Below are 16,649 nucleotides of genomic sequence, written 5' to 3' on the forward strand. Positions count from 1 at the left end.
AGAATGGTACTAATGATTTCGCAGGGGGGACGTACGCTATGATAAGCATCAGCTTATGCATGATTGTCCGGAATGAGGAGGATAGCCTTGGGCGCTGCCTGGCCTCGGCGAAGGACGTCGTGGATGAGATTGTCGTCGTGGACACCGGTTCAACGGATCGGACCAAAGAGATCGCCGCCTCCTTCGGTGCCGTCATCTACGACTTCGAATGGATCGACGACTTCGGCGCGGCTCGCAATTACTGCTTCCAGCAGGCCACCCGATCCTTCATTCTATGGCTGGACGCCGACGACGTCATCGAAGCTGACGACAGGCAGCGGCTGAAGGAGCTGAAGCAGAAGGAAGACTTTCCATACGACAGCGTGACGATGAAGTATCATCTGACCTTCGACGAAGAGGGCGAGCCGTTGTTCAGCTTGCGCCGCAACCGCCTTGTCCGCCGCAGCTGCGGCTTTCGCTGGCATGGTCCCGTGCACGAATATCTCGCTGTCGCCGGACGAATCTATCATAGCGATGTCGCCGTTACTCACCGGAAGGAGCGGCAGCATACCGACCGTAATTTGAACATTTACTTGAAGCGGCTGGAGAAGGGGGAGAAGTTCTCCCCGCGCGATCAGTATTACTTCGCCAATGAGCTGCGCGACAATTCCCGGCTGGAGGAGGCGATTGCCGCCTATGAGCTGTTCCTGGAAGGCGGGCGCGGCTGGGTCGAAGACGAGATTAACGCATGCCTGAAGCTGGCGAATTGCTATGAGAGGCTGAATAAGCGGGATAAGCAGATGGCCGCGCTGCTTCGCACACTTACTTATGATAAGCCGCGGGCGGAATTCTGCTATGAGATGGGCTGCTGCTTTACTGCGCAGGAGCGATTCGAGCAGGCCATCTACTGGTTCACGCAAGCAGTGCAGGCGGAGCGGCCTCACGACATGATGGGCTTCTCCGATCTGGCTACCTCCACCTGGCTGCCGCATCTCCAACTGACCGTCTGCTACGACCGGATCGGCAACCGTGCCAAGGCGCTGGAGCATCACGAGCTGGCCAAGGGATTCAATCCCAAGCATCCCAGCATTCTGTACAACGATCGTTACTTCTATGGCAAGGCGGGGGCTGGTTCCTCGTGATCTAGCTACTTTCGCCTGTAATTTCGGATGGCATAATGAAAAGCACAAGTTTCGGCGTTTAACAGCCTCAAAACTTGTGCTTTTATCATTAGCCCTGTATAGACTCCCTAGATCGCAGCCAGTATGAACATGGAAAGCTCATCGTAGCGCAAGCCATATCGCTTCCCCGCCGCTATTCCCTCATCGCTATCGTCCCATTCGTCACAGCATAGAATGCCGTAATCAAACCCGTTCAGTCCATGTTTTTCAAAAATTTCTTTGACCGTTTGAGCGCCTACGCCAAAATGCCATCTTGCTTTATCTCCCTTTTTATGAATGGCTGATTTGAATTTATACTTTCCAATATTTTTCTTAATCTCCAACGCAACTGCCCGTTCTTTATCGCTTATTTTTTGAATCGTTGTTTTTTCTCTCTCGTCCGAGGTCTGAATCGAACCCGTTACGGCATAGACCGTATCAAACCTTCCTGCTGGCTGACCTATATTCTGAACACCGTCAAGCTGAGGGTTCAGTGTGCCATAGAAGTAAACACCCGCCTGATTGTGTACTCCCCCAAGTATAATTTGACCTGGACCCGCCACCACGCCGCGACCTATTGCGATTCCGTCATCGCCTGTTGCCGCCGTGTAAGCTCCAATACAAATGCTTCCTGTCGAGTCTTCATAGTGGTTGCGGCTTTCTCCCAGACCGGACTCGTATCCGACGAATACATTAAGCTCCCCATTTTTCACGAAGACCCCTGCTTTTGCCCCTACGCCAACATTTTTGCCCGCTACCGATTTGTACAGAGCCTCATGCCCCATAGCAGTCGAGAACTGGGAGCCGCCAAAGAAAAGCGACTTCTCTCCAAAGGCGCAATTGTAACTGATGGATTTTTGATTGGATAAGCTTTCTTCCCCGCCTCTTAAAGCGTTCGCGCCGACGGCCGTATTCTGCCACCCGGTAACGTTATGATACAGCGATTGCGTTCCAATCGCGGTATTCAATTCCCCGCTAATATTGTATCTTAGAGCATCGGATCCGAAGGCGCTGTTGCCGCTTCCACTCTCATTCGCTCCCATCGTGTACGTTCCGTATGCGCTATTCGTAATACCGGACACATTGGCTTGCAACGCTAGCGGGCCAAAGGCGCAATTGTAATTTCCAGATCTATTGTTCTCCATCGTTTTCACGCCGTAGGCAACATTGGCGAATCCATTCACATTGGAAGATAAGACATCTACGCCAAATCCGATATTTTCGGCGCCAATCGTCGTGCCCGAACCGAATACGTTTTTTCCGAACCCTAAGCTCCTCGTACCGCCCTCCCTGAATAACGGCTGACCGCGAAGATCCATACCGTTCACATCAAGCCGCCTCAATGACTGATCCGTATATGCGATCCACCTATCTCCGTTGAAGTGGCCGGAAGTTCCTCTCCAGTGTACGAAAAGACCGGAAGAACCGAGTGCCTGAGGTGTCGTCGTAATCGTTAGCGGCAGCGTTACCAGTGTATCATCCGGCAGAACAACTTTCTCGTCCGCTATCCATGTCGCGCCATTGTCCGGCGACCATCGCCAGTTATTGCTTGATTCAGTTCCGATTTCAATCAGGAAGCTGCCTTCAAAACCGCCTGTATAGCTGCCAGTCACTACAGCATCATTATTGCCGCTGCCTGTAAAGGAGAGATCATACACACCCGTATAGTTAAGCAAGCTTCCATTTCCCGCAAAGCGGGATTTCAGCTTATGTCCGGATTGCGAATACACATACGCTTTTGTAAGCAGCACGATGCCGCCGTCAGCTTCATTGTCCGCCGCAATAATGGCTTGCGTGTCGTCTGCAACGCCGTCCCCTTGCGCTCCGAACCAGTCGACACGAACGGCCCCGTCATATACTCTCTTAAATCGCTTTCCTGAGATAGAGACCAAAACCGTTCCTGTGTTGTCCTCAGAAGCAGTGTCTGCAGAATCATAGTAAAAGACCCCTTCTTGACCAGCATCCACTACGAAATAAAACGTATGTTCATCCGGTTCGCTAATGGTCCGAAGCTCTTCAATCGTTGTCGTCACGAGAAAACTCATGCTCATTAACTTCTTGATGTTTTTCCATTTTTCATCATCACCATCATCAGAGTGCGCAAGTGCTTTTCCAGAGTTACTGTTGAGAACACCTAACGAGGCAAGGGTGACACCTGCCATTCCAAGTGAAGCAAGCACCTTCCTTCTGCTTATGAGATCGTCTCCCCGTTGCGGGGAATGCTGCGCGTTTTCTTCATTCATGAATCAATACCTCCTTCGTCGATTTGTCAACACATTTATAATGCTGATGCAATCAGACCCTGGATGTAGCCAATAGCGTGCCCTCGTGCACGATGTCCCCACTGCGTGTCGCCGGCGATCATCGGAACATGATCATCAAGAATGAATCCGTCGAAGCCCGTATCTTTTAAGAGCTGTATAATTTCCTTAACATTACAGTTGCCTTCACCCAGGAAGCATTCTTCGAACTTTGGTACGGTTCCCCGTACATCTCTTAAATGGACGTATGCGATTTTGCCTAAGGGACCAAAATAGGATATGAACTCCTTCACCGTGTTCGCCCCTCCGTCCATCGATGAGCAGCTGCCGCAGCAAAGATCTATTCCCCAAGCATCGCTGCTCGCCATGTTCATTGCTCTCACGAAGCTCTCTTTACTGCGAAATATCCGGGAGACGCCTCCAAGCATTTTTACTGGTGGATCGTCGGGGTGCAGCGCCAGCTTGACTCCCGATTCTTCTGCAACGGGAATAATGGCCTTTATGAAATACTCATAGTTTTGCCACATTCTTTCCTCTGAGATGATCTCGAGAGGTCCCGATTCGATCAGCCTTCTTACTTCCTCATTCCCGTCAGCAACAGCATTTCCTGCTGCGGAACGCGGCAGCTCCGGTTCAACCTTGGAGAGATCGAACGAAGAGACCCAGGCTCCTCCGCGACCTGGCGAAGAGAATGAAGTGCGCCATACCCCGTTCGGCATAAAATGATAGCCCCATACAGGAATGCCTGCCCGGCCCATATTGCGAATAGTCATCTGGAGTCGTTCAATTTGCTCATCCCTCCCTTCAAGGCCAAGTATCGCTTTGTTGTAAGAAGAAAGCGGTACATTCTCCAGCGCTTCCAGTCGAAGCCCATACCTTTCAACCGCATGCTTCAACTCCAGCAAATCCGCAAGCTCCCAACATCCTTGGCCGGGAAGAAGGGGGGTATTCAACTGTACCCCCGTTACGCCTAGTTGGCGGCCATATGCCAAAGTGACTTCATCCAGCTTGTTAAACTGGCCAATCGCCATTCGCAATGGAAGCCCCCCTCACTTTTCAGATTTCCTCCCTGTCCGCCGTCACCACGGATCGATGCCCAACAGCTTGCGTCCCAATGGGGTCAACTCTACCGGCCCGCAATTGTTCCGCTCCCAATTACGCGGGTCATTTAAATTACCGGGTCTCCCCTGATGCTTTCTAACGCTATCGATGTATCCTTCCGTTTCCTCACGCGTTATTTGATTTTCCGGAAACATTAGCACGTACTGTGCAAATCTCGGCTTATCGGATAAGTTATCTCCATTCCCATGCGGTAGCAGCACATCCCATATGAGCAGATCTCCAGCTTCGCCCGGAATCGGCTCGACCTCATAGCCGGATATATCCGGTTGTCGCGGATTACGATCTGCAGGCTGTGACTGTATGTACGCCTCCAAATCACGGTATATGCTCGGTACGCATTGGAACCCGCCTTGATTGTATGCCGTATCAGCCAAATAGACTACTCCTTGCAACGGTCGAGGCTGCTTAAGCGGGAACGTAAGGTTTGTCGTATCCTCGTCCCAATGAATAAAGTTCGCATTCAATCCGGGGTGATCATCGCGTTTGGGAGGTTTCATGCTTACCCGATCCAAGCTTACGCGAAGCTTCTCTTCCCCTATAAGTTCCGAGAATGCTCCATAAACATTGGGGTGCTGGCGAATATCCCACATCGCTTGATGATTATACAATGGCAGCATTCCGCCCGCTTGTCCTTCCCAATAGCTATCCATGCCTTTGGCAGGTGTGTACCAGCTATCCGGATCATTGGCATTTTTCCCCATGAAGTCCCAAATCACTTGAACCAATTGCTCGCAGTACGATTTTGGAACCGCGTTTTTAATAAGCACATATCCATTGGTATGAAAAAAATCTTTCATTTCTTTTGTTAGAATAGACATACCGCCTCATCCTTTCGAGAAATAAATCCTCTTCTATTTATTTTGTCTTGCAATTGCTGCCGATGACTTCATGTGCGCTCCATCTACTATTCGCTTGCACAATCCAGGAAATTCGCAGGGTTGTCGCGCATTAACGTTCTTATATGCCGGGCCAATATTCCTTCCTCCTCCATCATTGGTATGATGTTAGTCAGCAGGTGGTCATAACCCCAGCCTCCATAGCGATGCAGGCATGTTTTCAGACAGACGTCGTTGGATACCAGTATTTGCGACAAGAAACCGTCATCCATAAGCTCACTGATAGCCCTCACCCGTTCGATATCACGAGCAAACATCCCTCGCAGTACGCTATTGTGACTCTTGTCGGCATAATACTCCTTCCCGAAGTTGTCGAATTCAACATATACGCCCTCATGGAGCAAAGCCTTCAAATAATCCATTCGAATATCCACATCCATATGGTTGATGCATATTTTATTCGGCGACGCACCGTGTTCGGTTAAAATGCGTACGATTTCAAGTCCGTTCGCGCTCCACAAATCCGTATGAACATGTATGCCAAGCCCCGTTTCCTGTTGAACGATCGCTGCCGCAATTAGCGATTTTCTTTCGTTCGGATAAATCATTTCGCTTGTGCCAATTTCCCCGATTACGCCCGCTCTTATATTTGTGCCATCTATTCCGACGCAGATTTCCTGACGAAGCTCGTCAGCGATTTGATCAATTGTCTTATCGTTCATATCCGGTGGATGGGTGGCATGGATATAATAGCCGCAACCGGCAATGATATGGATTCCCAGCTCTCTGGACAGATCCGCCAGCGCGACCGGATCGCGACCGATATGCCGCAGCGTCAAATCAACAATCGTTTGGCCTCCGGCTTGCTTGAACGCCAGAAGCTCGGCTCTGGCTACTTCTTTTTCGTCCAGAATGGCATTATCCAGCACGGCGTACGGATTTCGCCGCAGCTGTCCTACCGTGGCAAGCGTCACATTTTCCTGCGCCAGCATGCTGGAAGCAAGACTGCATGGCGCTGGCACGAGCCCTCGCAGATCGATATATATATGCTCATGCGGCAATGTCCATCCAAGGTTGCCTTTTTCGACCTTGCCCGTTACAGTTGTCACCGACAACAGCTCTCACCTATCCCTTCACACTTCCTAGCACAATTCCTTTTGCAAAGTATTTTTGCAAGAACGGATAAAGCAGCAATACCGGTAATGCGCCGACAAATATTTGAGCGGATTTGAACGTTCTATCCGAGATTTGGGACAGTCGCATCACTTCCTGTGCAGTCATTTGACTAAAGTCTCTGCCGATGACGACAGTTTGCAAGTAGCTTGATAATGGATAATGCTCCGGACTATTCATCAGAATCAAGCCATCGAACCAGGAATTCCAATGACCGACTACACTGAATAAAGTCAACGTCGCAAGAGCGGGTTTTGAAAGCGGGATAAAAATTTTGAACAGTATCGTCCAGTGCTGCGCTCCGTCGACAAATGCCGATTCCTCCAATTCCTTTGGCAACCCGCGAAAGAAGTTCAACAGAATAATGATATTGAATACAGGAACAGCTCCAGGAAGTACTAAAGCCCAGATGGAATCCAGCAAGCCGGTCGCGCGAATTGTCATATACCATGGTATCAATCCGCCGGAAAATAGAATTGTAAATACGAAAATCCATGCGTACACCGTGCGAAACCTGAAGAAGCTTTTCTCTTTGGACAATGGATAGGCCGCCATAACCGTGAGCAGCATGCTAAGTGCTACGCCCAATATTACCCGCTGCAAGGTAATTCCGATGGATTGAAGAAATTGTGGCTTCGTAAACACAAATTCATAGGACTGAATCGTAAAATCAACCGGCCAAAATAATACATCTCCGCCTTCCGCCGCCCATGCCGCGCTGAATGAAACGGCCAAAATATGAACGAGCGGGGCGACGCAAAGCAAAGCGAGCGTGATGAGGAATGTGTAAATGAGCATCGTTGCGCTCCGTTCTAGCACATTCGAACGATATTTCATAGGCAAACTCCCTTATTTTCAAAAAATTCTGTAATTTGCAAACCGATAGGCCATCCAATAGGATATTGAAATCAGGATGAAAGAAATAACGGATTTAAGCAATCCTACTGCAGTAGAAAGCCCGTACTGCATTTCCACTAATCCCATTCGGTAAATCATGGTGTCAATAATGTCTCCTGTCTCGTATACGGCGGGGTTGTAAAGATTAAATACTTGGTCGAATCCTGCATTGAGCACATTCCCCAAGCTTAATGTCGCCAACAGTATGATGATCGGCAACATGCCGGGCAGTGTAATGTACAGCGCTTGCTTCCATCTGTTCGCGCCATCCATCATGGCGGATTCATACAAGGATGGATTTATTCCCGCTATGGCTGCCATATATACGATGGTGCTGAAGCCGAATTCCTTCCACACATCAGATACTACAAGCACATAGCGGAACCAATTGTTGTCTCCCAGGAAAAAAACAGGTTCGATTCCGAATATACTGGACAAAAAGCCGTTAACAATCCCTTGCGTCGATAAGATGTCGATAAGAATGCCGGACAATATAACCCACGATAAAAAATGAGGCAAATAGATAAGTGTCTGTATCCCTGCTCGAATCAGTTTTATACGTATTTCGTTCAGCAAGATCGCGACCGCAATAGGCACAACCGCTCCAATAATTATTTTCATAACGGCTATAATGATCGTATTCTTTACCGTCTGCAGCACGAAAGGAATTTCTAGCATATATTCGAAATTATCCCATCCGATAAACTTCGAATGAACAATGCCAAGCGACGGATAATATTTCTGGAATGCGATAATTACGCCAAACATCGGAATGTAACAAAATAAGAATAATAAAACCAGAGAAGGTATCATCATCAGATGAAGAGGCTTTTCTTGTATCCTTTTATTTGTCGCCATATCGATCCCTTTCATCTTCATTAGAGGCCGCGGGTTTCCATATTTGCGGCCCCTCCAATTCTCATCGCCCGTTATTTTACCGAGTTGCTCCATGCATTCACTTCTTTCGTAATTTGCTCTCCGCCAAGTTTATTCCAGTGATCTACGAATTTATCGAATTCATCAATCGGCGTTTCACCCATTATTATTTTTGTAAACGTTTCAAACTCCAGCTTGCTTAAAGTAGCCGCTTTATCCCTCATCGTATCTGTCGGCGCTCCATAGAATGCGTTGTTCACATACAGCTCATTATCCATCATATCGAAGAACAATTTCCATGCGGGGTAATATAGCGTCCATCCGTACAAGCTGTTTTCACCGTTTAACGCTTTTGTCGCATTTTCATAGATCGTCTTGGCATCCATCGCTTTTGCTTTGGCGGCGTCATTGGAATCAAACGCTTCTACCATTTGCTTGAACGCGACATCGGTTGCATCATTCGTATGGATCGGAGCCAGCGCTACATACTGAATAGATCCATCATCCTTGTCGTACATATATTTGTGATAATTTTCCTGGGTAGCCCTTTCGCCGACTGTAAGACTGTAATAGTAATTAAACATTTTAATCAGCGCTTCCGGGTGCTTGTATCCTTTTTTCACCACATAATACTCCAATACCGGAGATCTTAATGTAATTTTGCTGGGCTTGTCGTCAATGGAAGGAACGAGATAGGGCTTCCACTCCGCTTTCGAATCTCTGACTTTCAAGTTATGCACCAGTTGGCCGAACCAATGCGCAGCGAACGCAATGCCTACCTGCCCGGAAGTCAGCATTTCATTCCATTTGCCCCAGTCCTTCACCGCGAATTCGGGGTCAATCGCTCCATCCTTGTAGAGCTGCTGCATCTCTTCCAGCGCCTTCTTCATCTCCGGCTGGACACTGCCGTATACCAGCTTCCCTGACTCATTCTGAATCCAAGCGGAAGGATAGGCATGGAAGCCGTTATAGATGCCTAGATCTCCCACTTGTCCGTTCACAAAGGCAAGACCTACTGTATCCTTCTTCCCGTTGCCATCCGGATCGTTATTCGTAAACGCCTTGGCGATGTCAAATAAATCCTGCATGCTCTCGGGCTCCGACAAATTCAAGTGATCCAGCCAATCCGTACGAATCCAGAGAAGAGGCGATCCCGCTCCGGCAATCGCGGAAGCCGTATTCGGAATGGCATACAGCTTATCGCCGACCGAAGCCGCTTTCAATGCAATGCTGTCTCCGACTCCATACTGCTGCTTCGTGTCCGGAGATGCATACTTGTCGTACACCTCCGACAAATCTTCCAGGCTGTCCGACTCAATCAGTTGATTGAGCTGCTCCTGATTCACTCTCATAAAGTCCGGCAAGGAACCTGAAGCTATCGACATGTTCAATTTGTTATCGTATTGCGAAGCATCCGCTATCCATTCGGTTTTAATATGGATGCCCAGTTCAGCTGCTATGGATTGGGTCCAAATATTGTCCTCGTTCGTCTGTCCGTCCGGCAGCTTCAAATTGGCGTCGATTCGCTTGACGGTGCTAATGGAAATCGGCGGATCATATTGGCCAAGCGGATCATTATTCCCCGGCACTGCGGATGAATCATCGGAATCCGTCACGTTTCCGGCAGGCTCCTCTCCGCTCCCTCCAGACGAACATGCCCCCAACACCATCGTTATGGATAATATGAAGCACATTGTCAATAATAGTGTTCTTTTCCCCATCCTTGTTCCCCCTATTTCGTTTTTTTCCAACAATAGGCTGCCTACACTTGCAATTATACAAAGGGTTTGTAAGCGCAACCACTTTCCGATTTCCACTTTCGCTATCTTTTGTCCACCTGATCATTCAACCAAAGCCGGAAGGTTAGTCGTCTTCACCGCTGCCTCTGCGCTCTTCTCTGAATTTCTCTATACTCCTGCGGCGTATTACCGGTAGCATTACGAAAGAAACGATAAAAATAAGGTTCCGATAAAAATCCGACCGCCGCAGATATCTCATAGATTTTCATATCGGTCTCTTGCAAAAGTGTCTGTGCTCTGGAAAGCTTCATACTCGCGATATATTGCGACAGATCTTCTCCTGTAATCTTCTTGTATAATCTTGACAAGTATTTCGAATTATGACCGACAACATCTCCAATGCGCACCAGCGAAACATCCCCGTCCAAATGATCATGTATGTATTGATGAACCCTTCTCACAACATCGTGTTCTTCGAGCTGCATGCACGCTTTGCTGCTGGAGAAAACCGCGGTGGCCAGATCATAGAAATAAGCTGTCACCGCATCCCAGGAGGAATGGCTGTCCATTCTCGTCAACTTAATGATGTCCACTTCCGCAGCTTGATCGCCCAGCATATTACGGTTCATACAGGCGATGAATGAGGGAACAAGCGAATAATAGATCTCTTGTCGGATTCCTGATTCATCCGAGTATCGCGATCCTTCTTGCATCAATTCGAAATATACGCTATCGAATGATTCCATCTGTCCGCTTTCTAGCTGTTGCTTCAATCGTTCCAGCAGCTGTCTTATCTTGCTTGGATTGTGCGGAAGAGAAGCCCGTTCCGATTCTGTGTCGCGGTATGTCAATAACAACTCCGTCCCCATGCCTAGTCCTTGTGACAACAGGCGGTTGCACTTATCATACAGCTGCCATGCATCCCTCCAGCTTACCGGCTTCATGCCTATGACCAATGAAATCGTAGTGTCCAACAACTCTCTGCATGTCTGCTGGACACTCTCAAGACTCCCTTGAATGAAGCTTGCGCACGCTTCCCCGGAATTGCGGGCAATTGGCTGCAAGAACCACAGCATTCTTGCGGGCTGCTCCATTTCAACAGACACCACTCGGACAAAACTCTGCAAATACTCGCTTACCACATTCTGTATGGCATAAGCGAGCAGCCCGCGATCGTACACGCTGTAATCGGATTTATAACTGTCAATTCTAGCTAATACGAGGAACACTTCCCTCTCGACGTCCAGAGGAACGCTCAGTTCACGAAATTGCTCCTCCAGCCGATGAACGCCACCATTGTGATCGCCTCGAGCAATATTGCGAAGCAGTTCCTTCTGCAAGGCCGGCAACGCCAATCGCAGCTGCTTGTCCGCCTGCAACAGCAATTGTTCCCGCTGGATTTCTTCTTGGCTGTATGCTATTGCCCGCTCGACAGCCTTCACTATCGCATCATCGCCTTCCGCTTTCAGTACATAATCGACTCCGTTATAGCGCAACGCTTCCTGCACGAAATTAAAATCATTGTAGCCGGTCAAGAAAATCAGTTTGCAGCGGGGCCATTGCTCGACAATTTTCTTCTGCAATTGCAAGCCGTCCATATCCGGCATCCCAATGTCCGTAATGACTATATCCAGCCGCATCTGGAGCAACAGTTGCAAGGCTTCCTCAGCCGAATTAGCTCCGTATACCTCCAGCGGCCAATTGTCCTGTTGCGTGAAAAAATCAACTAGACCGTTCACAATAATCGGCTCGTCATCCACAATCAGCAGTCGGTACATATTCTCTCTCCTCCATTGACGGTATTTGAATGGTTACCTTCAGTCCGCCCAATTCGCTTCTTTCAAAGCTCAACCCTACACTTGATGCATAATGCAGCTGCAAGCGGCGATGCACATTCAGCAGCCCTGTCGTTTCCTTGCCGGCGCTGCCTTCTTTCAGCGAATCATTCAAAGCGTTGAGCATCTCATCCTTCAATTGCTCCCCGTTGTCTTCGATTTGAATACGCAGCCAGTTGCAATCGCTGTTCTCGATCATGGTTGATATACGAAGCATGCCATCCCGTTTTTTTCTTTCCAGCGCGTATTTATATGCATTTTCCAGCAGCGGCTGAATGATCATTCTAGGCACCTTTATGGAGTGGAATGACTCCGGCAGCTCCGGCCAAATCACCTCTATCCGATTCGAGAATCGTATTTTTTGAATTTCCGTGTAAATAACGGCATGACTCCATTCATCTCTCAAGCTGATTTGACTCGCCCCCGTTCTCGTCAAAAACAAGAAGTACTTGCCCAGATAATCTGTAAAACGCATAACATCCGACAAGCCATAGGATGCGACCATCCGATGCAGCACAAAAATTGTATTGTATAAAAAATGGGGATTGACCTGCGATTGCAATTGCTTCAGTTCGGCCTGCTGCGCATGAATACGCTGCTCGTATACTTCATGAATCAATTCCTTAAGCCTTCTTGACATCATATTGAATTGTCCGTAAACGAGCTGAAATTCATCATGTTTCCCATGTTTCAGATGGATGTCGTAATCTCCGTTTTCTACCTTCCTCAAGGCTCGAATCATAACCTGCAGCGGGCGGTGAATGAGAAGATATAACCGATAGGAGTATCCCAATACAAACACGATGGAAATCGCAGTCAATATCCAAAACAACTGGCTGTATTGATTAAGAAGGCCAAATACCTGACGATCGGGAACCGCAACAAGAAGTGTCGTATTCGAGTAATTGGAGCTGTGATAAGCGCTAAAAAACTTCTCGCCGTCCAAACTTAAATTGCCAAAGCCGCTCCTTTTCAAATTCGAGGATTCGTTCAAAAAACGTTGTATTTCACTATGCGGTTTATTTCCTACAGCACCGGTTGCATTTGAGATTGTCCAGGAATTCGCATTATCCGTCAGATAAAATCTGCCGTCTTCCCTGGCCGTTATATTCATTAAGCTTTCGATCATGAGAGAAGGGGAGAGTTCTATCTTGAAATAGAAGTTTGTTCTCGCTCCGGAATGAGGAGAATCCAGCAATGCTAAAATCAACTGGTTCCTCCACAGTACAATCCTTGGCTTATTATCGGTGTTCACTTCCCGAATCATGGCCATCTCTTCATCGTCCATTGGCTCCGAATAGTTCATGACGCCGATCGTCTTGTCAATATGAGGAATATACACTTGCACATCTTTTACTAATCGGCTGGAATCTTTGAACAGCTGAAGCTTGCGAGCTAACCGATTGATGGATGACAGGCGCTCGTAATCACTCAGAATAATCGAGACCGTGCTTAACTTCTGCAGATCTTCGTCGTACAAATACTCCGTCTTAAGCTTGGCTACATGATTAATTTCTGAATCGATCAACTCTGAATACGTACTTATACGCGACTCCATGGAGCTAGCTATTTCCCGATGCAGGATGACGCCGCTCGTGTGGATGATTGCAAGCACCAACACATTCATAGGGATAATGACAGCCAAAAAAAGGACAACGATTCTCTGAAAAATATTAGGTCTTTGCAAGTAGCGCAATGCTTTTCTCCCCCTTTTCACAATGCTGTCGCTTTTAATATGTAAGCGTTATCATTTATGATTCCCATTATTTTACCATACTTGTTTTGTCGAGCAACAGCCGCTTCCTGACCTGGGCAATATACTTTCTATCCTTTTCGACGATATTCCCCATCGTTTCCCTGCTAAAAAACGCTTCCTCCCTCCCACATTCATCCAAGCCATCCATGTCAATAATACCCATCGAAAAAAGAATGGAATACGATCACATGTTCCGTATATAATAATACAATATAAAGAACACCTATTCGCATTTGGAGGGATCACATGATGACCATCACTTCCGACAGAGCCATCATGTTAGCCGATTGTCAATCCTTCTACGCATCCGTGGAGAAAGCGGAGCAGCCGGAATACCGCGATATGCCGCTTGCCGTCGCCGGCGACCCGGAACGCAGGTCGGGCATCATTCTCGCCGCTTGCCCTATTGCCAAGGACCGTGGCGTCACAACGGCGGAGCGGCTGGGCGATGCGCTGGCGAAATGTCCCGAGCTCGTCATCATCAAGCCGCGCATGGGGCTGTACATCGACGTCTCGCTTATGATTACAGCCATCCATCAAAGCTACACGGATCTTGTAGAGCCTTACTCCATCGATGAACAATTTCTTGACGTGACGGGGAGCCTGCAGCGCTACGGCACACCCCAGCAGCTTGCGAAGCGGATACAAGCCCACATACTGGAGGAGACCGGCATCTATACCCGGTTCGGCATCGGCAACACCAAGATACTGGCCAAGACGGCCTGTGACAACTACGCGAAGAAAAACGATTCCGGCTTGTTCACGCTGACCAAGGAACAGCTGCCGGACACACTCTGGACGCTGCCCATTGCCAAAATGTTCATGGTCGGCAACCGCATGACCCGACACTTCAACGCCATGGGGCTGGAGACGATCGGACAGCTGGCCGCGACGCCGCTGGAGAAGCTGAAGCTGATGATGAGGCGCAAGTTCGGGCGCAACTCCGATATTCAGGCGGAGCTGTACTGGCGCATCGCCAACGGCATCGACGACAGTCCCGTCTTTCCCGGCACGCATGAAGCGGCGCCGACGACAATCGGACACATGATGACCCTTCCCCGCGATTACGGCACGCTGCAGGAGCTGAAGATCATTTTGCTGGAATTGACGGAGCTCGTCTGCCAGCGATGCCGCAGCAAGGGCTACATGGGACATGTCGTCTCCGTCGGCTGCATGGGCGCCGACTTCGACAGGCCGAGCGGATTCAATCGCCAGATGAAGATGGATGATCCCACCAATGTGACCAATCACGTCTACCGCTGCGCAGTCCAGTTGCTTCAGCAGCATTGGGACGGCCTGCCCGTCCGCAAGGTCGGCATCAGCCTGTCCACCCTGCTCCCGGGTAACGAGTACCAGTTATCCTTATTCGACGGCAACCGGGAGAAGTGGATGGCGCTGGAGAAAGCTACGGATGCCATCAAAGCGAAGTATGGCGCATCAAGCATATTAAGAGCGGTCTCCGTCACTGCAGCGGGGCAAGCGGTCGACCGCTCCAAGAAGATCGGAGGCCATTACAAGTGAGGAAGAAGCTGGAAGGAAACGGATTATGGGAATCCAGCCGGATGATGCTGCCGGAGCACAAAGCGGCTTATGTCGTCCATCAAGGAGAATTGTCCAATAAAACGCAGCCTCTGCTGGATGAGCAAGAGGTGGAGCGGATGGCGCGAATGATCGCGCATTCGCTGCAATTTCAACAGGCCATCACGCTCGTCACCTTCCACGAAGGCCGCGAGCGGGAGCAGTACGGCATCGTGACGGCTATCGATCAGCAGCTCCGCAGAATACGTCTTCGGCTGGGAATGGACGAAGAAGCGTGGCTGGACATGCGCCGGATGATCGGCGTCTCCGCCGCGGAGACGACAGACCCGTACGACTGATTGCATGGTATGCATGCACACAGCATAGCGCAAGTGTGCACACATGGCTATAGCGCATGTATGCATACACACGGCATAGCGCGAGTGTGCTTACACATACATGGCTATAGCGCATGCGAGCAAGCCCGCGTATATCCTCCCTTGATGTGCGCGAACAGTTCTGGCATATATCCTCTCTTGATGTGCGCGAACAGGCCGGCATATATCCTCTCTTGATGTGCGCGAACAGGCCGGCATATATCCTCTCTTGATGTGCGCGAACAGGCCGGCATATATCCTCTCTTGATGTGCGCGAACAGGCTGGCATATATCCTCTCTTGATGTGCGCGAACAGGCTGGCATATATCCTCTCTTGATGTGCGCGAACAGGCTGGCATATATCCTCTCTTGATGTGCGCGAACAGGCCGGCATATATCCTCTCTTGATGTGCGCGAACAGCCCCGCTCCTCTTGCCCGTTAAAACTTTTGACAGAAATTGCAGCGGGTTTTACGGCACTTTTGCAGCAATTTCCCGGCCGATTACGGCAGAACTACAACACTTTTATATCAGTTTTCCAGCGAGTTATGGCGGGTGGCACAACACTTTTACAGCAGTTTTCCAGCGAATTATCGCGGGGTTTACAACACTTTTACAGCAGTTTTCCAACGAGTTACGGTGGGCGGTCCAATAAATTTGTAAAATTCTTTTGCACCAAAGGTGTTGACAAAGCGCATCAATGCTGCCTATAATAACCAATAAATTTCAAAAGCCAAATGTGTTGATTAGAAATAGTAGAAGTGAGATGCCTTTCAGAGAGTCGCTGGTTGGTGCAAAGCGGCAGCGTTGAACACTTCGAACTCGTCTATGAACAGCCGCCTGACAATGTAGGGTGAGCCGGGATTCCGCCGTTACAAGGATAGATGGTGACGGCCATCGAAGGAGATCATTCCGCACGCGCATGCGTGAATGAATTAGAGTGGTACCGCGGGTTAGACCCCGTCTCTATAGCAGAGACGGGGTTTTTGTGTTGATTAAAGTCCGGGTTTAATCAACCCCGCTTCACATAAATCGCTAAATGCGTCAACGTTCACATACGAGGTGGAGAAGCACATTCTTGTATGAATTTTCGCGCAAAATCCACCCGCATACGGGCGAAC

Annotated in this window: 12 protein-coding genes and 1 other annotated feature; of the genes, 3 read left to right on the top strand and 9 right to left on the bottom strand. The window is 49.0% G+C overall.

What is annotated here, in order from left to right; genetic code table 11:
• Positions 1 to 38 precede the first annotated feature (38 nt).
• Positions 39 to 1,121, top strand: coding sequence for a glycosyltransferase (locus M6D81_RS09270; RefSeq protein ID WP_262676591.1), 1,083 nt, complete (start codon positions 39 to 41; stop codon positions 1,119 to 1,121).
• A 107-nt stretch (positions 1,122 to 1,228) separates the two neighbouring features.
• Here the strand turns inward: M6D81_RS09270 and M6D81_RS09275 are convergent, their stop codons facing one another.
• The 9 genes from M6D81_RS09275 to M6D81_RS09315 form a co-directional block, all read right to left on the bottom strand.
• Positions 1,229 to 3,382, bottom strand: a complete 2,154-nt coding sequence (locus M6D81_RS09275; RefSeq protein WP_262676592.1) for a tail fiber domain-containing protein — start codon at positions 3,380 to 3,382, stop codon at positions 1,229 to 1,231.
• A 35-nt stretch (positions 3,383 to 3,417) separates the two neighbouring features.
• Positions 3,418 to 4,431, bottom strand: coding sequence for a mannonate dehydratase (locus M6D81_RS09280; RefSeq protein WP_262676708.1), 1,014 nt, complete (start codon positions 4,429 to 4,431; stop codon positions 3,418 to 3,420).
• A 48-nt stretch (positions 4,432 to 4,479) separates the two neighbouring features.
• The gene (locus tag M6D81_RS09285) at positions 4,480 to 5,340 is read right to left on the bottom strand and encodes a phytanoyl-CoA dioxygenase family protein (protein ID WP_262676593.1); all 861 of its coding nucleotides are present in this window, start codon (positions 5,338 to 5,340) and stop codon (positions 4,480 to 4,482) included.
• Positions 5,341 to 5,426: 86 nt separating this feature from the next.
• A complete protein-coding gene (locus tag M6D81_RS09290) occupies positions 5,427 to 6,467 on the bottom strand; it encodes a phosphotriesterase family protein (RefSeq protein WP_262676594.1) in 1,041 nt (346 codons plus the stop codon).
• A gap of 16 nt (positions 6,468 to 6,483) precedes the next feature.
• Positions 6,484 to 7,368, bottom strand: coding sequence for a carbohydrate ABC transporter permease (locus tag M6D81_RS09295; protein WP_262676595.1), 885 nt, complete (start codon positions 7,366 to 7,368; stop codon positions 6,484 to 6,486).
• Between the two features lie 18 nt (positions 7,369 to 7,386).
• Positions 7,387 to 8,106: an ABC transporter permease subunit gene (locus tag M6D81_RS09300; RefSeq protein ID WP_317259108.1), complete on the bottom strand. Its 720-nt coding sequence runs from the start codon at positions 8,104 to 8,106 to the stop codon at positions 7,387 to 7,389.
• A gap of 251 nt (positions 8,107 to 8,357) precedes the next feature.
• On the bottom strand, positions 8,358 to 10,025 hold the full coding sequence (locus M6D81_RS09305) for an extracellular solute-binding protein (protein ID WP_262676596.1): 1,668 nt from the start codon (positions 10,023 to 10,025) through the stop codon (positions 8,358 to 8,360).
• A gap of 152 nt (positions 10,026 to 10,177) precedes the next feature.
• Positions 10,178 to 11,821, bottom strand: coding sequence for a response regulator transcription factor (locus M6D81_RS09310; RefSeq protein ID WP_262676597.1), 1,644 nt, complete (start codon positions 11,819 to 11,821; stop codon positions 10,178 to 10,180).
• On the bottom strand, positions 11,796 to 13,574 hold the full coding sequence (locus M6D81_RS09315; RefSeq protein WP_262676598.1) for a sensor histidine kinase: 1,779 nt from the start codon (positions 13,572 to 13,574) through the stop codon (positions 11,796 to 11,798). Before M6D81_RS09315 ends, M6D81_RS09310 begins: the two co-directional genes overlap by 26 nt.
• A 309-nt stretch (positions 13,575 to 13,883) precedes the next feature.
• Here M6D81_RS09315 and M6D81_RS09320 point away from each other — a divergent pair, with 309 nt between their 5' ends.
• Both M6D81_RS09320 and M6D81_RS09325 read left to right on the top strand, forming a co-directional pair.
• Positions 13,884 to 15,155, top strand: coding sequence for a DNA polymerase IV (locus M6D81_RS09320; RefSeq protein WP_262676710.1), 1,272 nt, complete (start codon positions 13,884 to 13,886; stop codon positions 15,153 to 15,155).
• A complete protein-coding gene (locus M6D81_RS09325) occupies positions 15,152 to 15,511 on the top strand; it encodes a YolD-like family protein (RefSeq protein WP_262676599.1) in 360 nt (119 codons plus the stop codon). Before M6D81_RS09320 ends, M6D81_RS09325 begins: the two co-directional genes overlap by 4 nt.
• A 750-nt stretch (positions 15,512 to 16,261) precedes the next feature.
• Positions 16,262 to 16,499: a binding site (T-box leader), on the top strand.
• Positions 16,500 to 16,649 lie beyond the last annotated feature (150 nt).

This window comes from Paenibacillus sp. J5C2022 (assembly GCF_025567625.1).
Lineage (GTDB): Bacteria > Bacillota > Bacilli > Paenibacillales > Paenibacillaceae > Pristimantibacillus.